Here is a 20,555-nt window from a genome sequence, read left to right as displayed (position 1 = left end):
GAGGAATTGCAATGAGTGGAGAAGAACTTTCCGGCCGCGCCTTCACGCCGCCCGTCGACGGCGTATCGACAGGCAATGTGCTGAAGACCTCGGAGATCGTGGCGGAGCGGATCGGACTGCAACCGGCGGATTTCGCCGGCCTTCGGCCAACCGAACTCACCTCTATTCCCAACACCCAGGGCCGCAAGATCGCGCCTGAGTCCGACGCCGTCCCGCCCTCCTATTCACCGGAAGGCAATACCAGGACCTCCAGCATTCTCGAACGGCTGTCGGCATTCTTCATGCCCGTGGCCGGGAGCGGCCAGCCGGAGACGCCGCTGGTGCGATTTGCCGCGGACAAGGATCACAGCGGCCCGAAGATCGAAGACATCACGACATCGATCGACCGGCTGGAGAAATCACAGCAATTCGCAACCGGCACGACGCTGCTGTCGTCACTCACCCAGTCGGTGATGTCGTCGTCCAAACGGCTGACGCAGGGCCAGTGAATATCATGATCTCATCGGCCCTTGCGAGATCATCGATCTCTTCGCCCGCGCGCAAAGTCCTTCCGAAGGCCGCCATGCTCGCCCTCTGCCTGTTCCTCGCCGCCTGCAGCCAGGACGTGCTGACGGGACTCGATCAGCGCGATGCGCTGGATGCTCAGGTCCTGCTGGAACGCGCCGGCATCTCCGTCACCATGAAGAGCGAAAAGGGCGGGACCTATGCGATCATCGCTGAATCAGTCGATCATGCCCGGGCGATCGAGTTGCTGGCGGGCGCCGGTCTGCCGCGTCAGTCGTTCGGAAATGTCGCCGAACTCTTTCCCGGCAACGGCTTCCTTGTGACGCCTTACGAACAGAAAGCCCGGATGAGCTACGCCATCGAGCAGCAGCTTGCCGAAACGCTTTCCGGGCTTGACGGCGTGGCGACGGCGCGCGTCCATGTGGTGCTGCCGGAGGAGAACGGCCGCGGGCTCATCAAGGAGAAGGCGAGGGCGGCGGCCGTGCTGCAATATCGCCCCGGCGCCAATCTCAACGAGATCGACATGAAAAGCCGATCCGTTCTGGTCAACAGCATCCGTGATCTCTCTTACGAAGATGTCTCGGTGGTGGTCAGCCCCTGGTCGGAGGTCGGCGCGCCGGCGGCTCCTGCCACAGCCGCAGCGCCCGCCCCAGCAGCACCAGTGACGCCGGCACCCGCTGCGGCGCCATTCTCGATGGTGCAAAGCGCTCTCTCGGCTTTCAAAGGCCCCAATCTGGCCGTGATCGGCGCCATCATCCTCGCCATCGGGGCATGCCTGCTGCTGCTGTTGCCGCAGCGGAAGGAGCGCTGAGCATGCGCACGCCGCGTTCGGACGGCGAGGCGATCTCGGATGCCGCGAGGATCCGCAGGGCAGCGCTGCTTTCCGCGGATATGCTGCCGGCCGCCCGATGGGATGGGACCGCGCCGCTCCTTGCCGATGGGTCTACCCTGTCACCGCGGCTGTATCGGCGGCTTTTCACTGAGATCGCGGAAGCCCATGGCGACCCCGCCACATTTGCCGACGGCGCCCGCCGCCTGATTTCCATGGACGCGGGCGGACGCGCAACGGCCGCGCTCCGGGCGGGCCTCGCCTATCATCTCGCAGCCTTCTGCCCCGCGGTCGATCGCCCGACCCTTGCGAGGCTCAAGGCCGTCTACGGCGAGGAAGCGGTCGCATTCGCCCTCGGCCACATCAATCTTTCCACGGCAACGCCGCCGCTTGATCTGTTGAGCGAGCAGGCAAGGCATGTCGTCGAGGCCGATGGCTGGTCGATGCTGGCGCTTCTGGCAGACGAATACCGGATCTCTGCGGCATGGCGGTGGGCGGGCTGGCGCGACATGGCCGAAAACGGCTCGGCTTCCCTCTTGAAGAGCCCGGCGCTCGTTCTGGCGACGGCCGCTGTCGACGAGGTCGCCTCCATACAGGAAGGCGCCGGACGATGAGCTCGGGATTTGCGCGCCACGACCGCATCATTCCGGCGGAGAGTTTCGGCCAGATCAGAGAGGCGGCGCAAATTCTGGAGGCTGCCCGCCACGACGCCGCCCAATCGCAGGCGACACTTGCCGCCGCCAGCGAGCAGGCCGCCCAAAACGGCTATCGCGACGGGTTCGAACAGGGCGTTCGCGATGCCGCCGCACGGCTTGCCGCCTCGCTCGGAAAAGCCGAACAGGAAATTGCCAATCTCGACAGCTGGGTCGAGGCGGTGGTTCTGAAATCGGTCGGATTGATCCTCGGATCGATGGAGGCCGACGAGCGCACGAGGCGATTGGTCCGCCACGCCATATCCCAGACCGCTGAGGCCCAGGAGATCGCCCTGCATGTCGCCCCCGACGATGCCGCCATGATCGCCCGGGCAATTGCGGATATCGATCACCGCATCACTATCGAGACGGATCCGCTGATGTCTGCCGGCGAGATTATTCTGGAGACGTCGGCGGGACGCAGCCAGATCGGCTTGAAAGACCAGCTCGCCACCGTGATCGAGGCCCTCGTCCATGGTTGACGCGTTGCTTCGGATGGAGCGGAGACTCGAACAAACGGACGTGCGGCGGCAGAGCGGGCGCGTAAAGAGTGTTTCGGGCCTGCTGGTGCGGGCGCTCATCCCCTCGGTCAGGATCGGCGAGCTTTGTGAACTGCATGAGCCGGGCCGAGGTCGCATCGGCCTTGCCGATGTCGTCGGCATCGACGGCGAGACGGCGCTTCTCTCGCTTCACGGCGAAACCCGCGGCATCTCCCTGCGCACGGAAATCGTCCCGACCGGCCGGGAACCGGCCGTCTCCGTCGGCAATTTCCTGCTCGGCGCGATCGTCGACGCACACGGCAATATCCTGCGTCCCTCCGCCAACCCCGCCGGCGAGGACGCGCGTTTCCTGCAGCCGCTCTACGGCCAGCCGGTCGATCCTCTGTCGCGGCGCCCCATCCGCCAGCCGTTTACCTCGGGGATTGCCGCCCTGGACGGATTGCTGACCTGCGGCCAGGGCCAGCGCATCGGTATTTTCGGCGCGCCTGGCGCCGGCAAGTCGACGCTGGTGTCCCAGATCGTCGCCAACAACAAGGCCGATGTGATCGTCTGCGCCCTGGTCGGCGAACGCGGACGCGAGGTCGGCGAATTCGTTGCCGGCAACATGCCGGAAGGCGTCCCCTCGAATGTGGCGTTGGTTGTCGCCACATCCGATCGCCCGGCGCTGGAGCGGTTCAAGGCGGTGATGACGGCAACGGCGATCGCCGAATATTTTCGCGAGCAGGGAAAACATGTGCTGCTCGTCATCGATAGCGTCACCCGCATGGCCCGCGCCTTGCGCGAAGTGGGGCTTGCTGCCGGCGAACCGCCGGTGCGACGCGGCTTTCCGCCTTCCGTATTCGCCGTCTTGCCACAGATCTTCGAGCGCGCCGGCAACAGCGCAAACGGCACGATGACAGCTTTCTATACGGTCCTCGTCGAAGGCGAAGAGCAGGACGATCCGATTGCCGAAGAAACCAGATCGCTGCTGGACGGCCATATCGTGCTCTCCGACAAGATTGCCAGGGCGGGCAATTTTCCGGCGATCGATGTGCTGGCCAGCCGAAGCCGGACGATGAGCGCGGTGGTGAGCGAGAGCCATCGCCAGGCCGCCGACAGGCTGCGCGCCCTGCTGGCCCTCTATGACGAGGTGGAACTGCTGATTCGCGTCGGCGAATATCGCCAGGGGCGCGATGCCGCCGTCGATGAGGCCGTCGCCAAACACGGGCTCATCCAGCGCTTCCTGTTTGACGGCCAGGGCAAGCCGCAGCCGTTCGGCGTGATCGTCGAAGCGATCGAGGAGCTTGTCCGATGAATATCGCAGCGACCGCATGGCCCCGGTCATCGATGGCCGAGAGCTTCTTTTCCCGTTCCGACACGATGATGCGCGCCGCCTGGCAAATTCCGGTCCGGGAGCAGACGCTTTCCGTTCGCCCACTGTCCCCCGATATCGCAGCCGCGCGGATCGTCGATCCGGTCGGTCTTCTCTGCCGCATCGGCGAACGGGAGCAGATGCTGATTGCGTCGGCCGGCGCATTGCGGTTGCTGGCCGAAAGGCTTGAACCGCTGCTCCTCTGGGAAAAACTGTCGCCGCATGAACAGGCGGCGGTGGTCGAACATCAGTTCGTCGAGGCCTTCGAGGCAATCGAGAACAAGATCGGCATCAGCCTGTCGCTGCTGCAGATCGGCGTGGAGCCGCAGCCGGATGCCAGCGGCAATTTCGGCTTCGAAATCGGCTGGAACGGCATGAGCCTGCCCTTGAGCGGCCGCTTCGACGAGGCTTTTCTGAACGGGCTGGTCGGCTGGGCGAGCCGCCTGCCGCGCCGCACGCTCGATGCCCTGACGACGACCGTCGGCATCCGGCGCGGTTATGCCGTGCTGTCGGTCGGTGAGATCAAATCCCTGCGATTGGGGGACGGCATCGTCATCGATGGGGCGGCGCCGGAGACCGTGATCGCGATCACGGGTGAACGTTACCTTGCAACCTGCATGCGATCGGACAAAGGCGCGGTCCTCACCGAGCCGCTTCTGTCGACGCCAACCGGACCAATGAGGCATTTCATGACGAATGAAACCGTCGATCAGGAATTGCAGGGCGAGCCGCGTCCGTCGCCTGTCGACAGCATCCCGATCAAGCTGGTCTTCGATGCAGGACGGCTGGAGCTTCCGCTTCGCACACTCGAGACGATCGGCGAAGGTTATGTCTTCAATCTCGACAGGCCGCTGACGGATGCCGTCGATATCATCGCCCAGGGCCGTGTCATCGGGCGGGGGGAAATTATCTCCGTGGATGGATTGAGCGCCGTTCGCGTGACAATGCTGCACGACTGATGGAACAGACCTTTCCTCTTGCCCAGAGCCTCGTGGCGATGGCGGCGATCTCGATGCTGCCGGTCATTGCCGTGATAGCAACCTCCTTTACCAAGATTTCGGTCGTTCTCCTGATCGTGCGCAATGCGATCGGCATCCAGCAGACACCGCCGAATCTCCTGGTCTTTGCGATCGCCATCGTGCTCTCGGCCTTCGTGATGAACCCGGTGCTGCAGAACAGCTGGCAATTGCTGCTCGCCCATAGCGGCGATTTCGCCACGGTCAGTGGTATGGCGGACGGCATGGTCAAGGTGGCGGCACCGCTGAAGGATTTCATGCTGAAATTTTCCGATGCCGAGGTCCGCGACTTTTTCGTCCAGGCATCGCAGAAAATCTGGGCAAACGCACCGGTTAGCCCGATCGCCTCCGACGACATCACCGTTCTGACGCCGAGCTTCCTCGTTTCGGAACTGACGCGGGCATTCGAAATCGGATTTCTGATCTATCTGCCCTTCCTGATGATCGACTTCGCCGTCTCCGCCATTCTCGTGGCGCTCGGCATGCAGATGATGTCGCCGACGGTGGTTTCAACGCCGCTGAAGCTGCTGCTCTTCGTCTCGATCGACGGCTGGCGGCGACTGCTGGAAGGTCTGGTGCTATCCTATGCGCAGTGAGCAGCCTGCCATGACGAACGCACCGGTTCGGGTGCCTGCCGCGCAGACCGGAAAGGCTTGCCGTCATGGGTGAGGATCAGGTCGCAGCCGAAATCGGCATGTCCGTGATGGCGACCTTCGCCTTGGCCGGCCCTATTCTGGGCCTTGCCGCACTTCTCGGCCTCGTCATCGCCATCTTCCAGGCGGCGACGCAGATCCAGGAACAGACCATCGCGCAGATCGTCAAGATTTTCGTGATCTCCATCACCCTGCTGCTGTTCGGCCGGGTGTTGGCAACGCCGCTGATCGAACATTCCGTTCACATCCTCAACGACTTCCCGACCATGGTTCAGTGAGGCGAGGCGGATGGGGCCGGATCATCTTCCGCTCGTCGGCATCGAGGTCGCGGCACCGGCCGCAGCCATGCTCGGCGCCGCCCGCGCGCTCGGGATACTGCTGATCTTCCCGATCTTCTCGCTGTTCAGCATCGTCGGCATCCTGCGTTTCGGCCTCGCAATCGGCCTGTCGGCGCCCTCCGTCGCCTTCGCTTATTCGACGCTGGCGCTGGGGGATACGTCCTGGTTCGATCTGGCCGCCCTTTCGATGAAGGAACTTTGCTTCGGGGCGCTTGTCGGCATGGGGCTCGGCATTCCCTTCTGGGCGGCCCAGGCGGCGGGTGATATGACTGATGTCTATCGCGGTGCCAATGCCGCCAATCTCTTCGACCAGATCAACGCGCTGGAAACCGCGCCGCTCGGTTCGCTGATGATGTCGATCGCCCTGGTGATTTTCGTCAGCGCCGGCGGCATCATCGATCTGGTCGCGATTTTCTACAAGTCGTTCGAGTTCTGGCCGCTCTTCAAGCTCATGCCCGCCATGCCCGACGATCCGCTCGACATGATCCTCGGTGTATTCGGCCGGCTGTTCAAAGCGGCCGGATTGCTTGCCGCCCCGTTCATGATCGTCACCTGCGCGCTCGAATTGTCGCTGGCCTTCGTTGGCCGCTCGTCGAAACAATTCCCGCTGAACGATAGCCTGCCGGCCATCAAGAACTTCGCGGTCGTGGTCATTCTCGTCATCTACACGGCCTTTATCTCCAGCTATTTCCACGATCTCTGGATCGACGGATTCAACGAGGTGAAAGCCATGCTGGAGGTGACCCATGGCCAAAAATGACGATACCGAAGAAAAAACCCTGCCGCCGAGCCGGGTGAAGCTCGATCGGCTCCGCCGCGAGGGCCAGGTTCCCCGCTCGAAGGAAATCCCGGTTGCGATCTCCGTTCTTGCCATCGCCGTCTACGTCACCTGGGGCTTGCCTGATATCCTCGAGGATTTCACCCGCAGTTTCGATAGCGGCCTGCAGTCCGCCGCGCGGGCCGACCTCTCCGACGCCGTCACTGTCGGCTTGAGCGAAACCGGCGTGGCGCTGCTCGATCTCATGTGGCTGCCGCTTGCCATGGGTCTTGCCGCGACCATCCTGGTGTCGATCCTCGACGGGCAGGGGTTTCCCGTATCGTTCAAACATATGAGCTTCGATTTCACCCGGCTCAATCCGTTCGAGGGCATCAAGAGGCTTTTTTCGCTCGCGAGCATCGCCGAGTTCGTCAAGGGGCTCGTCAAGTTTGTCCTGCTCGCCGCCGCCGGCGGCGGTGCGATCCTCTATTTCCTCAACAGCATCTTCTGGTCGCCTCTTTGCGGAGAAGCATGCACGCTCTCCACGACAGCCCATCTCCTCGGCTCGATCCTCGTCATTGCCGCCGGCATCATGGTGGCGGCGGCCTTTTTCGATATCCGCATTTCGCGCGCGCTGTTCAGGCACGAACACCGCATGACCAAGACCGAGGCGCGGCGCGAATACAAGGATACCCAGGGCGACCCGAAGCTGAAATCGGCGCGCCGGCAAATCGGCGCGGAAATGCGCAGCAGCCCGCCGCGCAGGCAAGGACCAGGCCGGCAATGAAAAGCGGGAGCCTAAGCCGCCCGCTTGATCTTCGCTTTGCGGTTCCGGTGGTCGGGCGTCTCAGACGCCCGATTGGTTGTCACCTACACGCGTCCAGTTCTTCACATCGTCCAGCGTGATATCGGAGAGGAACGTCACGCTGGCAAGTGAGCTGTCGGTGCGGAAGACGTTGCTGCCGTGGGAGAACGCCCCGCCATCGATGGTGACGTCGGCGTCGATCTGCTTGCCGCCGTTGGTGCGCACGAGCGTGGTAAAGCCGTCAGCGACGAAATCCTTCAGATAGAACCTCGTGTCGGCATTGATCTGGAAGATCTTGTCGGTCGCGCCCTTGGCGGAGCCACCGATAATAGTGACGTCGCCGGCGCTTTTTACCGTCAGCGCATCCTCGCCGACATTCTGCCAATTGACGTTTTCGAGCGTCGCGCCGCCATAGACGTGAATGCCGTCGGCGCCATTCTCGCCGAGATCGACATTCTTGAGCGTGGCGCCGTTCTTGAGAATGAACAGCGGCGATTGGGTTTCGGACTGGCCGCCATCGCCGAGCTTGGACGAGGCCGTATAGGTCGCGCCCTTGCCGTCGAACACGCCGCCATCCACGACGATCGGCTCGTTGACGACGATGACGCTGCCCTCTTTCGAGAGGTCGGGTTTTTCCGTCGTGGTCTGCAAAGTCGTGGCCTGTTTCTCGTCGGATGGATCCACCTTCTTGGAGTGGGATTGCCAGTTGATGTGCTTGCGCAGCAGATCCTTGGGGTCGGAATCCATGCCGTTTTCCGACGTTTCCCGCGACTTCGGCACATAGGAGGTCAGCGTCGGCGGGTTGCCGGAGAAATCTTCGAAGGGCGAGACCTTGCGGGTTCGGATGGCGGTGAAATCCGTGTCGGCCCTATTGCTGCCGCCAAGGCAATCGGACTCAAGGTCGAAACGGGAGGTTCTGTCGAAGTCTATGGGCCTTTGTCCATCTACGCCACACATTGCATTCATCCCCAGTTGGTCTCGTCTACTTCACTTGCTCTATCAGCCCGGCCTTTGTTTGGAGCCGGCAGCGTTCCGGATTTGCCCGATCTCTCCGATGGTTTCGATCGTTATATCCCTGTCGATCTCCTCCGCCGCCAGCACCGGAATGCGGCAGTTGTGGTGGATCATCAGCGTCTGGGTGAGCAGGCGCCACTCGCCCGGCACGATGATGATGGGATCGTATCCCCGCTCGTTGGCGTCCTCGAGAGCCTGCCTGGCTTTCTCGGCCAGCAGGCGCAGCCTTTCGGCTATCTCGATCTTCTCGGTCGCTCCAGCGGCGTCATAGGAGCGGATGAAGTGGTCCCATTCGGCGGGAAGCACCAGCGCCGGCAGCAATCCGCGCCGGTCGAGAAGCCCGAAGGCGATCTGCTTGACCAGCGCGGCGCGCGCCATTTCGGCCAGGGCATCCGGCGCGTGATCGGTGCCGGCGTGCAGCATCACTTCCAGCAGTCCGCGCGGCTGGGAAAGCGTCACGCCGGAATCCAGCAGGCGTCTGACGACCGCGACCGTCAGCATCAGCGGCACCTGGGTGGCGACGTCGATCGCCAGTTTGCCGAGACGCGGTTCGAGGCTGCCCAGCCATTGTGCCGCGTCGTCGACGCTGAACAGGGCGCCGATATGGCGGCGGACGATGCGCACGATGTCGTCGGCAATCTGTTCGGCCGTCCGTTCGGGACCGCAGCTGACGAGACCGGCGGGCACGTTTTCGACCTGAAGGTGGATCAGATCCTCGGCCATGCGGGGATCGGCGTTGAACGTCGGCACCGTCACGGAGACGCCGACGGCGCGCGCCGCCATGCGGATCCGCCCGTCCAGCATTTCGCCGAGTCGCATCGCCTCAAGCCGCGCCAGCGTTTCCACCGCGACGGTGGCGATGACGGGATCGCCATATTTCGTCCTGTCGAGCGGATAGGAATTGGCGCTTTCCACGGCATTTGCCGATCCGGCCGCGGCTGGGCCGGCGCGCCGGCGATGCACCATGAAGGCAAGGCCCGCCAGACACAGGCCGATCGCGCCGAGCACGCCTGTGGGAAATCCCGGCACGAAGCCCGCGCAGATCGTCAGCGCCGCCGCAATCGCCAATGCACGGGGCTCCCGGAAGAGTTCGCGGCCGATATCGCTGCCGAGACTGCCGTTGCCGTCATCGGACACGCGGGTCACGACGATACCGGCCGAGACTGCCATCAGAATGGACGGGATCTGCGACACCAGACCGTCGCCGATCGACAGCAGCGTATAGAGATGGGCGGCCTCGGCGAAGCTCAGGCCCTTCTGGAAGATACCGATCGCCAGGCCGCCGATGAGATTGACGGCGACGATCACCAATCCTGCGACCGCATCGCCCTTGACGAAGCGCATCGCGCCGTCCATCGCCCCGAAGAACTGGCTCTCCTGTTCGAGGCGCGACCGGCGCTTCTGCGCGGCTTCCGTGGTGATATGGCCGTTACGCAGGTCGCTGTCGATGGCGAGCTGCTTGCCGGGCATGGCGTCGAGCGTGAAACGCGCGCCGACCTCGGCGATGCGCTCGGCGCCCTTCGTCACCACGATGAACTGCACCAGCGCCACGATCAGGAAAATGATCAGCCCGACGACGACATTTCCCGCAACGACGAAATCGCCGAAGGCCATGATGATCTCGCCGGCATCGGCGTCCGCCAGCACGAGCCGGGTCGAGGAAATCGTCAAGGCCAGGCGGAACAGCGTGCCGATCAGAATGACCGCGGGAAAGGTCGAGATTTCAAGCACGCTCTTCAGATAGGTCGTGGTGATCAGCACCACGAAAGCGAAGGAGAGATTGAAAGCGATCAGCACGTCCAGAACGATTGTCGGAAGCGGCAGCACCAGCATCGTCACGACGGAGGCGAAAAACACCGCAAGCAGCATATCGGTGCGTTGCGCAAGCATGGCGATGGCGGATGACCTTACCTTCATGATCCGGCTTCCGACGCCATCGCCTATTCTTGTTCGCTGCTGGAAATTTCGGCGAGCTTCGGCTCGGCACTGCCGGCGGGGGCGAAATTGACCGTATCGTCCTCACTGTCGCGGGAAACGGTCATCTGGTCTTTGCCGATCTCCTTGATCCGCCAGCCGCTCGAAACGACATCGCCTTCCTCGTAGCGGCGGCCGTCGGAGCCGATGATGAATCTGACGGGCGTATAGCCGGCGGCGGCGACGAAGCCGTCGAGACCGGAAGAGAGGGCGGTGAGATCGACGATGGAAACGGAACCGCGCCGGCTCATCGAGGCGATGATGCTGCGCAGCTTGGCCTTGTCGGGCAGGCAGAGAGGGCGCGATCCTTCGCCGATGCGAATTTCGTCGGCGGTGGCGACGATGCTCAGATCTTGGGGAAGCTGAGCCATACGAATGACCTGGCGGATTTCGGCAGCAATTGCCGCCGATGACGGCGCCGGTTCCGGCGCGGCGGAAACCCTGACGAGCGGGGCTTCGTGAGCCGGCGCATCGCTGTTGTAAAGCCCGGCCAGCAAAAGCAACGCCGCCAGCCCGAGAAGGCCGGCAGCCGCAATCCGGCGTGGCGCGAACCGCACGCGCCCGGCGCCGAGACCTTCGAGTTCGCAGGCCGTGCCGTCGAAGGAGATGGTCTGCCTCTTCGTAAGGGTCATCGTCCGATCGCGTGGGATGGAACGACCGTTGATCACGACGTCATCCCGCAGCGCGGTCAACGACACCGTGTCGGAGCCGCGGGAGCGCTGCAAACTGATGGCAAAGGCGGGTTCTGGTTTGGCGCCGAGGATGATCAGGTCGCAATCGGCGCTGCCGCCGACCACCTGCCGCTCCGCCGTCAGCGGCAGATTGGAGCTGCGCCCGGCACGCGTGATGCGCAAGACCGGTCCGCCGCTGCCTGACGCAGCGTTGCCGGCGTTACCTCTGAATGTCGGCGAAGAGGAATCTAGATCCATAACCATCTTGTTCCCGAACCGTCCGTCGAGCGGCTTTTATTGTCTTCGAGAGCGGGGAAGCGAGACGGGCGAACCCGTCTCGCCATTGTTTCAATCAGCCTGGGCCGATCTTCTTGATGGCGTTTGCGACGCCGTTGATCTTGGTGATTTCGGTTGCAACCTTCAGGCTCTGCTCGGTCGCTTCGTTCTGGGCCGACTTGAAGGCGGAAATCGCCGAGCCGATGCCCGCATCAAGTGTCGAAGTACTAGCCATGTCTTGAACTCCTTGCATGGTTTTGGCGGCCAGAGCCTTGCAGAATTCAAGATCGAATTCAATAGCTTATGTTAAAAAGTTATTAATTCGCGATATGTACAACAAATGCGCGAAATGGATATCCGTCCTGTTCCCAGGGGACCGATGATCTGCAACAGTAGATCAGATAATTATTAATAGATTGGATTTCGCAGCCCCTGCCTTCATTCGTTCATTAGTTGTCGGGCGATATCCGGATCGTGAGGTAAACTCAGATGTTTGCGCGTTTTGTTTACATGGCCGCTATCGGACTGCTGGCCTCCTTTCCTCCACCGGCCGGCGCCAGCGAGCGGGAGGTGCGCCTGGATGTCGTCTCCCTGCCGCTTGGCGATGTCGTCCAGACGCTGTCCTTCATGTCCGGCATCCCGGTCACGACAGTCGGGACGCTGAGCGGCAAGGTCGAGCACTGGTCCGTCCGGGAAAGCGGAGCCAAGGCCTTTGTCAAGCTTGGCGATGCCAGCAATCTCTTCGTCGCCTATGACGGCAGCCGCATCATCATCGCGCCGAAGCAGGAGGTCTCCACCGTTGTCCTCGATCGCGGCGGCCGCAGCTGGAAGACCGAGCAAAACGCCATTCGCGCGCTGTTCCCGCTGCTGCCGGACGATGCGCTGCGTGAAGATCCCGCCAGCGGCTTGGTGCTGGTGCGCGGGCCCGCCGTCTTCACCAAGGCCGTCGAAGACGTGCTGAGCCGGCAGCAAGCCGACAGCATCAAGGTCATCAAGGGCGGCCAGCTGGAAATCCTGACGACGAACAACGGTGCCTGAGCGGCTGATATGAAGGCGTTGAAATCTCTCAGGCAGTTGCTGCAGATCCGCAGCCTGCGGGCGGACAATCTTTCCCGCAGCCTCTCCGAGGCGCGGGCGGATGCCGAAAGCGCGCGGGAGCGGGAAACGAAAGCCTCCGAAGCGCTCGACATCGCGGCAAGCCGGGCCGCCGGCAATCCTGTCGTCGACGTATTGCGCAAGAGTGGTGTCATCGCCGCCGCCGAGCTTCAGGACGCGCTGATGCGACAATCCGTATTGCGCAGCCATGAAGCCGATGCCGGCCTATCGCTTGCGCAACACAAAGCCGCCCGGCGCGCCGCGCAAGAGCGGGCAGAACACGTCGCCGCCGATTTTTCGCGAGCACAGAAGGCGGTATTGCGCGTCGAATTTTCGCTTGAAGCAGCGGAGAAAATCGACCGGTAGGGAGCTAAGAACCAGCAGATGAACCAACCGGCTTCTGTTCTTCCATCTCTTCATCGACAATCGAGCTGACGAGGGCAACGACGCGGCTGCGCACACGCGGGGAAAGGAGCAAAACGTCGTCTATCAGACGCCGTCCCTCCGCCGTGGAAATGTAGGCAATCTTCTCATCGATCTCTGTTATGAATTGCTGGCCCTGAAGGGTTTCGGGATCTGGAAGGCCTTCGAAAAACCTCGAAACAGGGATCTTGAGGCAATTGGCAAGCTCGTAGAGCATCGAGGCGCTGACGCGGTTCTTACCGCTTTCATATTTTTGCACCTGCTGCAAACTGACCCCGATGCCAGCGCCGAGATCCCCCAGGGACACATTCGACTGCATTCGGCGGATACGGATTTGCTGTCCGACATGCCGATCAACTGGATGCACCAACTCGCGCGCTACATTCGACTGTTCGGCTTGCGCAGGCCTCGAAGTCCGGACCTGTGCTGCTGCATAGCGCTTCATGGTGGACACCCCGATGGAGAGTTTCACGCGGTGCGCCCCCGCTGAAAACTCGCTAAACCCACTGATCGGGGAGTTGGAAACCGTACACGACGGTCCTGTGGCCTTTAGTTCCGAGGAACCTGGACATACGCCACAGGCTCCTCGACCGAAGGTCAAGGAGTGTGATGCCGTTACGGCCGGCATCAACCACGTGTAGGGGTTTCCACACCCCAGGGCAGCGCGTACTGCCCTATCGAAAAAGATAGCGGGAATCCGCCCGCTGCGCAACCGAATTCTTTACAAGATTCAATAGCTTCGCTTTACGCTCGGACACTTGCCTCAAAAGCGAGAGGTCACGCTTCGGGCGGTAAAGTGGTCAGAAAACCAAAGGAGGTGCGATCAGCGGAACGCCCATTGCGAGGATTGTCTGCCCACTCTCCCGGAAGAGATGACGATGACACCTGGGAGAGCGCGGACGTCGTGGCGATCGAGGAGACGGACGATACCGTCACCGTACTTCTCTGGCATCTGAAATACTCGCAGGCAGTAATGGGGCGCCGGGCGGACGATCTTTACCTCGTTTGCGGTCAAGCACAGAAGGGGGTGAAGGGGACATGGAGCTTGAAGAACCTCATCAACCACCTGACCGTGAGAGAAACATCACATCTTAAGGGCCGGGCCCGTTTCATTCGAGGCAGCCTGAATGACTTGGCCACGCTTCGAAAGGCTGCCCGACGCAAGTTCATCGAGTACCGGATCGGGATTGTACAGCCGGGTCTTAACGGTGAAAACATACCCGCAGAACATCTTGCGCTTCTGGGAGCGACTGCCACTTCATACTGTCTGTCACCGGGTGTCCCCTAATGACTGTCGCGAACCGCACCGATCCAGCTTAGCTGCCGGCCACCGTCTCCAGCGGCGCTACTTTCCATGACGGCAGGGCCGCCGCGAACTGTCACGGCCTTCTTGGGGCTTTCGATATCGAAATTGACGTTGTAGCGGTTCCACTCTGTAACAGCGGCAGAGCCGCCGACAAAATCAGGGGTAGGAATGCTCGATGTCCTGCCGATTGTTGCGGCGGGTGCATAGCTGCAGTGCAACATAGACGCTGGCTTCATGGCGCTGGCCCGAGTATTGCTATTTTCATCGAAGCGATGCTTCCTCCCGCAACGCTTCGAAGTTTAGACGGCCCACTCCTCCTCCCAAAGGGACGTCTGTGGGAACAGCGGCACTCCTCCTCCCAGGTCGCCGTTCGGTTCTTTTAGGAAAGCCTGCCGCACCTCCTCCCGCGGCAGGCTTTTCTATTTCGGGGCGATGGGCCGTCAGAGCCCGAGATCAAGTTGGGACTGGGGTCGTGCATTGCCGATCGGAGGTCGTCAGCGTTGAAAGCGTGACGCCGAGCAGCCGCACTGGCCGCTTGAATGGATAGACAGTCGCCAATCGACGGGGCATCGTTCGATGGTGTGCTCGAAGATCTTGGCTGGTTCGGCAAACGGTTCACGCCGGACATGCGCGCCGATGTGCTGCTGTTTCGAGCGGGAGACCGGCGGCTGGTTGCCGTGGATCCCAAATGGATCCCGCTTCGGCTAACGTTGCGTTTTTATAAGATCGACAGGACGCGTGTGGCAAGCAACCAAGTTTTCCTATCTCCAGCGCCGGCTGCGGGCGAGGGCCCGGTCGCGTCTTTGAAGGCCATGATGTTCGGCTGCGTCAAGAGCGCGGCCATGGTCTATGACGATCAACCCATCGTCGACCATTTCCGGCGGATCGACGCCGAGAGGATCATGGGCGCGAAATTTCGCTCTGCGCAAGTAAGGCACGAACCGTCGAGACGGCAGTTCCTAATGAGCTCATCGAAAGGTCATATCATGCTGAAATACAAGCTCTACGTACTCGTGGTAAAAGCCGACGGGAATCTCGCGATCCTCGCCGCGCTTGCCATGGTTCTTACCGCGATATGGCGCGGCGTTTTACCCATAGGAAGTTTCTACTGAAAGACTGGAGGTGCAGGATCATTCCTGCACCCTCCTCACATATCACCACGTTCGCAGTACGCGTGTCACCTATCTCTCACGCGCAACAGCGGAAACGACAAGGTCTGTCATTTGAGAGTTACCCGGAGCGCCCCACCAGTCGCAGAGGGACAGGTAGGAGAAGTCGCTCACACTGTCACCGTAGCCGATCACTGGGCGACCTGGATGCTCCGTCCGAAGCTTTTTGAGCAGAAATTGTGAGGCCACCCGTTTTGAGATCGCAGGCGGAACTAGCGCAAGGTTATTGCCGTTGTGGTGTCGAACCCAACCCCGTTTTTCTCGAATGATCGGCACAATCTCTTCAAGGCGTGAGCCGTCTCCGTCAATCTCTTTGAAGACAACATATGTCGCGAGATCAGCTTCCATCACCGACCAGCACCGGATGTGGACGCCAAGTTCCCTCGCCTTGGTCCTGCCCTCATCGAGGAGCTTATCGAAAAAGCCGGCAAGCGGCCGGAGCTCCCTTGCGACGACCTCATGCCATTCGGCGTCAGGCTTGCCGTCCTTTTTGAGGATGACGGCACCGTTCGATACGATTGAGTAGCTTTCAAACGCGATCGTAACGCGCGAAAGAGCCTCAGAGCCGCGCGCCGTAACCGGGATGGCCTCCGTGGAGACGAGCAGCCACTCGACAAAGGCAGCTTGAATCTTCGTCATATAGGAGTTGCTTCCATTAATGGATTTGGACGCCAATACCAGATCGGCTTCCGCAATCTCCGGTATCTTTTTCTTGGTTTGAAACAAGGTGTCGTCGAGGTCCACCAGAGCAATGGGCTTCATATGCGTACTCCAAAATGCGACTGGTTAAATATCTGATCGATTGCCAGATGTGAGCTTTCGCGGATTCTCCATTGGCAATGAATTTTACGATACGGAATTTGTCACATCTCAGTTTCCTTGACCTGCGCGCCGAGCTCGTAAGTAGACATACGTGGAGATTAGGAGACGTGCCGGATCAGCGTGACGGCGCGGTAGGGGGCGATCTTTCTAGGGGAGACGACATACGGGACGCCTTTGTTGTCGATCAGGTACATGAGGGCCGCGAGTTCTGGATCGGTTGGCGACGAGACGTACACCTTTTCCGGCACACGTCGCAGGATGGCCCTGGTCGCCTCCGCAATGCCCGGCTTTACTCGGTTGATGTTCGTTACGGCGTCCTCCCCCATCACCCAGGCGACGGCAGCGGCGGCGGCATCGCGATGCGCCCGGCGGGTCTCGATACTCCAGACGCTCGGGATTTCGGTTGCAATCACAGTGGAGACATCATTCCACATACCATCCACGAATGATCGGGAAATATCGTGTTCCGCGAGATTATCCCACTGGACGCAGGCGTGGAAGTCACCGGGACCGACGAGGGCAGCGTTGAGGATCGAGCGGCTGATAAGCCCGGATACGGTGCATCCTAGCATTCCGGAGGGAATAAGCCAGTCGTCGCCCGATGCGGCGAGCCATGCGCAGCCGCAGGGGTCGGCCAATACAACTAGCCGCGCAGGTCGGTCTGAGTAGTCCTTGAAGCTCTTTTCGAGTTGGTTCGCAATTGCTCCTTTGCCCGTCCAGCTATCTACGAAGACGATGCTCTCGACAGGACGCCTGGCAAGAATGTGGCGCATAGCCTCGTCGTCAACGCCCTTGTCGCGAATGATCGACAACCCGTAGTGTCCGACGTCCCGGCCGAGTAAGGCGATGGCCCTCTTGAGTAGGATGCCGAAGGGCACGCCGGCGCGGACCAAACTGACAAGGGTAATAGGACCCTCGACCGACTGCACGATCGCGAGGGCGAGGCGTGCCGTCTCGGCGCCCATGCGCGGGCCACCAGTGGCCATGGCCTTAGCAAACAGCTCCATGTATTCGCGGGTCGGGGCCATCTCGGCGGAAATCATTTCCGAGTAATGCCGCCGCCCGGATTGGATGGCCTCTTCCCTCGTGGCCGTGTCAGTAGGCTGAATATCCACTTTCTTGAGAAGGAGCGTCACGTCGTATTCGGCGTAGGAGCCCAGTGTGGCAGGGGAGGCGATGCTGTCATAGGTATCCCCCATGGGAGTGATGTCCTTAGATAACGCGACAGCAGTGTTGTGTCGCCGTGGACTGGCGGAAATGTCCGATCGAGTGAGCCGATTTCGAAGCGGCAGACCGCATGGCCTAAGGCGGCTTCATTCACCTTCTACGTCTGAAAGGACAATGGGATCGCCCAGTGCGGACATCAGGCTGGCACAGACATTTTCCGGGCCTGTCTCCGAGCAGAGTATAATTTTCGAGTACAGCGCTGGATCGACGTTGTAGAGGTAATGTGGAACCGTTCCGCCGTAGTTGTCGGAGAACGAAAGTACTGAACCGATCGCGTGGCCTTTCGACAGGGGGGAACGCGTCACGGATGAATAGAAAACCTCAGCGCCCTCCTTTTCCAAGCGCTCCGCAAGCAGGAAGGGCTGCCACACGTGTTCGCCCGTTCCGAGTACGAGGGTAATCCCGTCATCGGCAGCGTTTGCATTGAGACCCTGCAAGTGATCGACGACGCCGAGACGCGCCCAGTCTCGAGCGACGTCGGGACAGACCTCGGGCCGCTTAGGACGGTCACAGGAAGGGACCTGCGGAGTAGCTGCCGTGAAATCCCCACGCGGAGTCCAACTGTACCGTCCGGAAACGATAGTAGCCTCACTGACTGTTCCCGTGATCTCCGCGCGGGCAGCGCCTTCTGACCAGTCGGTAAGCGTAAGTAGGACTGTGTGCTTCAGCTTCAAACGAATTTTTGCGGGAAGGGCAGCGAAGATGTTGGCAAATGTCTTACCTGTCGAAGCCTCATCGTCAACGAGTACCAAGCCGGTCGCACCATGAACCAAGTCGCGGAGCCTTGCCTCGCATGGTTCGTGCAGGAGGTGCCGCGGGGCATGGCTATGCTCTTCCTCAAATTCGCACAGCAGCGGCAGTTTAAGATCATGGCGAGTGGAGCAGATATATATTGCATCGCCGCGACCAGTGAGTTCGCGGAACCGCCGATGGACACCCGCACCAAGGCCAATGCCCGCTTCGGCTATTCCGATGAACAAAACCGGACCAGGAATATCGGCAGGAATCTGACGTGCAAGGAGGTCGAATGCATTTCCCATGACCGAAGGGCGGATCGGCAGGAATCGACCAAGAACCTTGGAAACAAACAGAAACGAGCGGTTCGGGTTGATTCGCTGCCCGAAGCCGAACATCTCGATGGGGGGTACAAGGCTTCGATCCACGTGAACCGAGATAGTGCCGTCGGCGAGTTGCGCAGAGTATGTTGAAGGATTCACCATTGCCAGCTTTCGAAAGTACGGACGTTTACCGTGGAAAAAATCCGTCCCATATGTTTCTGTGACGCCGCACGCTCATTGGCGTCTCGTTGACGAGCAGGGTAGCACTTACCTCTCGAGGCTCAGAGTGCATCCGCGCCACGATATCGCAGGAGAATTCGCCGGCCCTTGGCGCGAAGGCCAGCACGGCGCGAGCGCCTCCCTGGTTTCAGCTTCGTTGGGGCTAAATCCCGATCTGAGGCCTTCCTGCCCCGTCGATGCGGCTCGTGACCCATCTCCGACAAAGCGACTGGGGCGATAGAAATAGAGTTTACGTCAGTTCATCCTCGCTCTCTGCGGTGAATCAGTAGCATGAAGTGAAGCAAGGGACGTGCCACTCGGACATGCAGCACGAATGCGAGCTGAATAGGCACCAGAACTCGAATATTGCATTCCAGGTCTCACGCGGCAGATGTCCAGATTGCCGGGAAATTTCGTATTGCATCCATAACGGCTTTGGGCGACGGATTGCGGGACCTGCCATGGCAAGCGCGTGCGGTCGCGAAACCTCAGATGGCGGCGAAGCGCTGCAGTTAAGAGAGATGCTGGAGCGTATATTCGCCTAAACGCTGCTGACGTGGCGGTGGGGCCTTTGAACGGTGGACGAGATCAGCCGGGAAAAAAGGCGTAGCTTCATTGAAATCGGCAGGGTGTACCCCGCCCACTACCGGGGATCAGAGCAGGCCAGCCTTGGCCCCAACCTGCGATGATAGCAGGTGCCTGGGGCACCTCCAGCACGTCGAGGGTTCTGCATCTTCGTGTCAGCCAATAGCCGACAGTTCGCACCACGTTTGTATTCGCTTTGTCTGCTTTACGACAGACTTAAGTCTTGATGCCTGCACTCAGCCGTCGTTGTTCAGTCCCGGCATTTTCATGGAGCGGATCGAGGGTGAAACGTTCAGGCTGCGAAGTCTATGTCTTGCAGACGAACTCGTAGTGTGAGGCCCTTGAGGGTCTTGAGCCTGCGTGACCTGCCACTGAACTTTCATCCAGCGGCGATTAAAGCCTCGGCGGTTTTGAATACGCCAAGTGGCGCGGTGTGAGCAACCGGCACGCGGATCGTGTCCCAGCACCTGGTGTAGCTGACGGGAGGGAGTAAAGCCGAGTGCCCGCGCGCTTCTCGCTGCGCTGTAGCGGGTGATCGGCTTTGCGGGCGGCCATCAGTGTTTTCCGCTAGGGTCGGGTTGTTCAAGACCAACCTGACGGAAAGATCACCGATGACCAATGACATGATGAACGTGCGCTCCCTTGTTGAGAAGAGTGCCGATGCAGATTTGTTGCGTGAGATGATCGGTCTTGCTGCCGAGCGGCTGATGGAGCTGGAAGTAGGCTCGGCTACGGGTGCAGACTTCGGTGTGAAGAACTCGATGCGGCTCACTCAACGCAATGGCTACCGTGACATCGGGAGACGCGGGCTGGCACCGTGGAGCTTCGCATTCCGAAGCTGCGCAAAGGCAGCTACTTTCCGAGCTTCCTTGAACCGCGCCGCATGGCAGAGAAAGCTCTGACGGCCGTTATCCAGGAAGCGTATATCCAGGGAATCTCGACCCGTTCTGTCGACGACCTGTGGTGGACGCGACCTATCTCAAGGTCCGGCGTGGCGGCCGCATCGTCTCAGTCGCCGTCATTATCGCGGTGGGCGTCAACAGCGACGGTCGGCGCGAGGTCCTGGGTATGGAAGTTGGCACCTCGGAGGCCGAACCGATCTGGACGGAATTCCTCCGCAGGCTAACGCGCCGCGGTCTACGCGGGGTGAAGTTGGTTGTCTCTGATGCACATGAGGGCATCAAGGCTGCCGTTTCCAAGGTTCTCAATGCCACTTGGCAAAGGTGCCGGGTTCACTTCATGAGGAACGTGCTCGCGCATGCTGGAAAGAG

The 20,555-nt window shown here is 61.0% G+C and carries 22 protein-coding genes and 2 pseudogenes; 15 read left to right on the top strand and 9 right to left on the bottom strand.

Annotated elements, in window-relative coordinates; genetic code table 11:
* Nucleotides 1–11 precede the first annotated feature (11 nt).
* The 10 genes from EFD56_RS26170 (at nt 12) to EFD56_RS26125 (ending at nt 7,427) form a co-directional block, all read left to right on the top strand.
* Nucleotides 12–488 (top strand): hypothetical protein, encoded by a 477-nt coding sequence (locus EFD56_RS26170; RefSeq protein WP_126906694.1) that lies wholly within the window; start codon nt 12–14, stop codon nt 486–488.
* The gene (gene sctJ, locus EFD56_RS26165; RefSeq protein WP_126906693.1) at nt 485–1,315 is read left to right on the top strand and encodes a type III secretion system inner membrane ring lipoprotein SctJ; all 831 of its coding nucleotides are present in this window, start codon (nt 485–487) and stop codon (nt 1,313–1,315) included. The genes EFD56_RS26170 and sctJ overlap by 4 nt, the downstream gene beginning before the upstream one ends.
* 2 nt (nt 1,316–1,317) lie before the next feature.
* Complete coding sequence (locus tag EFD56_RS26160; protein ID WP_046977178.1) at nt 1,318–1,947, top strand: hypothetical protein; 630 nt, start codon at nt 1,318–1,320, stop codon at nt 1,945–1,947.
* On the top strand, nt 1,944–2,507 hold the full coding sequence (gene sctL, locus EFD56_RS26155; RefSeq protein ID WP_046977179.1) for a type III secretion system stator protein SctL: 564 nt from the start codon (nt 1,944–1,946) through the stop codon (nt 2,505–2,507). Before EFD56_RS26160 ends, sctL begins: the two co-directional genes overlap by 4 nt.
* Entirely contained in the window at nt 2,500–3,819 is a 1,320-nt protein-coding gene (locus tag EFD56_RS26150; protein ID WP_046977180.1) for a FliI/YscN family ATPase, read from the top strand. The genes sctL and EFD56_RS26150 overlap by 8 nt, the downstream gene beginning before the upstream one ends.
* Nucleotides 3,816–4,835 (top strand): FliM/FliN family flagellar motor switch protein, encoded by a 1,020-nt coding sequence (locus EFD56_RS26145; protein ID WP_126906692.1) that lies wholly within the window; start codon nt 3,816–3,818, stop codon nt 4,833–4,835. Before EFD56_RS26150 ends, EFD56_RS26145 begins: the two co-directional genes overlap by 4 nt.
* Nucleotides 4,835–5,488, top strand: coding sequence for a type III secretion system export apparatus subunit SctR (gene sctR, locus EFD56_RS26140; RefSeq protein WP_046977182.1), 654 nt, complete (start codon nt 4,835–4,837; stop codon nt 5,486–5,488). Before EFD56_RS26145 ends, sctR begins: the two co-directional genes overlap by 1 nt.
* A 65-nt stretch (nt 5,489–5,553) precedes the next feature.
* A complete protein-coding gene (locus tag EFD56_RS26135) occupies nt 5,554–5,823 on the top strand; it encodes a flagellar biosynthetic protein FliQ (protein ID WP_046977183.1) in 270 nt (89 codons plus the stop codon).
* Nucleotides 5,824–5,833: 10 nt separating this feature from the next.
* Nucleotides 5,834–6,643: an EscT/YscT/HrcT family type III secretion system export apparatus protein gene (locus EFD56_RS26130; RefSeq protein ID WP_046977184.1), complete on the top strand. Its 810-nt coding sequence runs from the start codon at nt 5,834–5,836 to the stop codon at nt 6,641–6,643.
* Nucleotides 6,630–7,427: an EscU/YscU/HrcU family type III secretion system export apparatus switch protein gene (locus tag EFD56_RS26125; RefSeq protein ID WP_046977185.1), complete on the top strand. Its 798-nt coding sequence runs from the start codon at nt 6,630–6,632 to the stop codon at nt 7,425–7,427. The genes EFD56_RS26130 and EFD56_RS26125 overlap by 14 nt, the downstream gene beginning before the upstream one ends.
* 60 nt (nt 7,428–7,487) lie before the next feature.
* On the opposite strand, the gene EFD56_RS26120 is transcribed toward EFD56_RS26125, so the two are convergent.
* The 4 genes from EFD56_RS26120 to EFD56_RS32785 all read right to left on the bottom strand — a co-directional run bounded on the left by EFD56_RS26120 (nt 7,488) and on the right by EFD56_RS32785 (nt 11,615).
* A complete protein-coding gene (locus EFD56_RS26120) occupies nt 7,488–8,402 on the bottom strand; it encodes a pectate lyase (protein WP_046977186.1) in 915 nt (304 codons plus the stop codon).
* Nucleotides 8,403–8,444: 42 nt separating this feature from the next.
* Nucleotides 8,445–10,376, bottom strand: coding sequence for a flagellar biosynthesis protein FlhA (locus tag EFD56_RS26115; RefSeq protein WP_008534277.1), 1,932 nt, complete (start codon nt 10,374–10,376; stop codon nt 8,445–8,447).
* A 23-nt stretch (nt 10,377–10,399) separates the two neighbouring features.
* Nucleotides 10,400–11,287, bottom strand: coding sequence for a SctD/MshK family protein (locus EFD56_RS26110; RefSeq protein WP_225882925.1), 888 nt, complete (start codon nt 11,285–11,287; stop codon nt 10,400–10,402).
* 169 nt (nt 11,288–11,456) lie between these two features.
* A complete protein-coding gene (locus tag EFD56_RS32785) occupies nt 11,457–11,615 on the bottom strand; it encodes a hypothetical protein (protein ID WP_004672595.1) in 159 nt (52 codons plus the stop codon).
* 254 nt (nt 11,616–11,869) lie between these two features.
* On the opposite strand from EFD56_RS32785, the gene EFD56_RS26105 reads away from it, so the two are divergent.
* Entirely contained in the window at nt 11,870–12,418 is a 549-nt protein-coding gene (locus EFD56_RS26105; protein WP_008534289.1) for a hypothetical protein, read from the top strand.
* A 9-nt stretch (nt 12,419–12,427) separates the two neighbouring features.
* Entirely contained in the window at nt 12,428–12,841 is a 414-nt protein-coding gene (locus tag EFD56_RS26100) for a hypothetical protein (protein WP_008534291.1), read from the top strand.
* Nucleotides 12,842–12,845: 4 nt separating this feature from the next.
* Here the strand turns inward: EFD56_RS26100 and EFD56_RS26095 are convergent, their stop codons facing one another.
* Nucleotides 12,846–13,343, bottom strand: a complete 498-nt coding sequence (locus EFD56_RS26095) for a helix-turn-helix domain-containing protein (protein WP_126906697.1) — start codon at nt 13,341–13,343, stop codon at nt 12,846–12,848.
* A gap of 459 nt (nt 13,344–13,802) precedes the next feature.
* On the opposite strand from EFD56_RS26095, the gene EFD56_RS26090 reads away from it, so the two are divergent.
* Nucleotides 13,803–14,186, top strand: a complete 384-nt coding sequence (locus EFD56_RS26090; protein WP_008534295.1) for a hypothetical protein — start codon at nt 13,803–13,805, stop codon at nt 14,184–14,186.
* Here EFD56_RS26090 and EFD56_RS26085 read toward each other — a convergent pair.
* Nucleotides 14,183–14,440: a hypothetical protein gene (locus EFD56_RS26085; RefSeq protein ID WP_018447059.1), complete on the bottom strand. Its 258-nt coding sequence runs from the start codon at nt 14,438–14,440 to the stop codon at nt 14,183–14,185. The genes EFD56_RS26090 and EFD56_RS26085 overlap by 4 nt on opposite strands.
* 327 nt (nt 14,441–14,767) lie before the next feature.
* Between EFD56_RS26085 and EFD56_RS33605 the strand changes: the two are divergent.
* A pseudogene (locus EFD56_RS33605) lies at nt 14,768–15,115 on the top strand (DUF4334 domain-containing protein); the annotation flags it as partial.
* Between the two features lie 270 nt (nt 15,116–15,385).
* Here the strand turns inward: EFD56_RS33605 and EFD56_RS26075 are convergent.
* From EFD56_RS26075 to EFD56_RS33245, 3 genes are all read right to left on the bottom strand, one after another.
* The gene (locus tag EFD56_RS26075; RefSeq protein ID WP_004675991.1) at nt 15,386–16,135 is read right to left on the bottom strand and encodes an HAD family hydrolase; all 750 of its coding nucleotides are present in this window, start codon (nt 16,133–16,135) and stop codon (nt 15,386–15,388) included.
* Between the two features lie 158 nt (nt 16,136–16,293).
* Nucleotides 16,294–17,394, bottom strand: coding sequence for a cysteine protease StiP domain-containing protein (locus tag EFD56_RS26070; RefSeq protein ID WP_037145360.1), 1,101 nt, complete (start codon nt 17,392–17,394; stop codon nt 16,294–16,296).
* A gap of 114 nt (nt 17,395–17,508) precedes the next feature.
* Nucleotides 17,509–18,642 carry a phosphoribosyltransferase domain-containing protein gene (locus EFD56_RS33245; protein WP_011053330.1) on the bottom strand — a complete coding sequence of 378 codons (1,134 nt, stop codon included), beginning with the start codon at nt 18,640–18,642 and terminating at the stop codon, nt 17,509–17,511.
* A gap of 1,253 nt (nt 18,643–19,895) precedes the next feature.
* Here EFD56_RS33245 and EFD56_RS26055 point away from each other — a divergent pair.
* Nucleotides 19,896–20,555, top strand: a pseudogene (locus tag EFD56_RS26055) (transposase); the annotation flags it as partial.

The organism is Rhizobium phaseoli (assembly GCF_003985125.1).
Classification (GTDB): domain Bacteria; phylum Pseudomonadota; class Alphaproteobacteria; order Rhizobiales; family Rhizobiaceae; genus Rhizobium; species Rhizobium phaseoli.
The sequence above is the reverse complement of the archived record's forward strand: the minus strand, read 5'-3'. Positions and strand labels throughout refer to the sequence as shown.

Coding starts and splice junctions, on each gene's coding strand:
- EFD56_RS26070 (WP_037145360.1), bottom strand. CDS start 17,394: ATGGGGGATACCTATGACAGCATCGCCTCCCCTGCCACACTGGGCTCC.
- EFD56_RS33245 (WP_011053330.1), bottom strand. CDS start 18,642: ATGGTGAATCCTTCAACATACTCTGCGCAACTCGCCGACGGCACTATC.
- EFD56_RS26150 (WP_046977180.1), top strand. CDS start 2,500: ATGGTTGACGCGTTGCTTCGGATGGAGCGGAGACTCGAACAAACGGAC.
- sctL (WP_046977179.1), top strand. CDS start 1,944: ATGAGCTCGGGATTTGCGCGCCACGACCGCATCATTCCGGCGGAGAGT.
- EFD56_RS26095 (WP_126906697.1), bottom strand. CDS start 13,343: ATGAAGCGCTATGCAGCAGCACAGGTCCGGACTTCGAGGCCTGCGCAA.
- sctR (WP_046977182.1), top strand. CDS start 4,835: ATGGAACAGACCTTTCCTCTTGCCCAGAGCCTCGTGGCGATGGCGGCG.
- EFD56_RS26145 (WP_126906692.1), top strand. CDS start 3,816: ATGAATATCGCAGCGACCGCATGGCCCCGGTCATCGATGGCCGAGAGC.
- EFD56_RS26170 (WP_126906694.1), top strand. CDS start 12: ATGAGTGGAGAAGAACTTTCCGGCCGCGCCTTCACGCCGCCCGTCGAC.
- EFD56_RS26105 (WP_008534289.1), top strand. CDS start 11,870: ATGTTTGCGCGTTTTGTTTACATGGCCGCTATCGGACTGCTGGCCTCC.
- EFD56_RS26120 (WP_046977186.1), bottom strand. CDS start 8,402: ATGTGTGGCGTAGATGGACAAAGGCCCATAGACTTCGACAGAACCTCC.
- EFD56_RS26135 (WP_046977183.1), top strand. CDS start 5,554: ATGGGTGAGGATCAGGTCGCAGCCGAAATCGGCATGTCCGTGATGGCG.
- EFD56_RS26125 (WP_046977185.1), top strand. CDS start 6,630: ATGGCCAAAAATGACGATACCGAAGAAAAAACCCTGCCGCCGAGCCGG.
- EFD56_RS26075 (WP_004675991.1), bottom strand. CDS start 16,135: ATGAAGCCCATTGCTCTGGTGGACCTCGACGACACCTTGTTTCAAACC.
- EFD56_RS32785 (WP_004672595.1), bottom strand. CDS start 11,615: ATGGCTAGTACTTCGACACTTGATGCGGGCATCGGCTCGGCGATTTCC.
- EFD56_RS26100 (WP_008534291.1), top strand. CDS start 12,428: ATGAAGGCGTTGAAATCTCTCAGGCAGTTGCTGCAGATCCGCAGCCTG.
- EFD56_RS26160 (WP_046977178.1), top strand. CDS start 1,318: ATGCGCACGCCGCGTTCGGACGGCGAGGCGATCTCGGATGCCGCGAGG.
- EFD56_RS26085 (WP_018447059.1), bottom strand. CDS start 14,440: ATGAAGCCAGCGTCTATGTTGCACTGCAGCTATGCACCCGCCGCAACA.
- EFD56_RS26115 (WP_008534277.1), bottom strand. CDS start 10,376: ATGAAGGTAAGGTCATCCGCCATCGCCATGCTTGCGCAACGCACCGAT.
- EFD56_RS26130 (WP_046977184.1), top strand. CDS start 5,834: ATGGGGCCGGATCATCTTCCGCTCGTCGGCATCGAGGTCGCGGCACCG.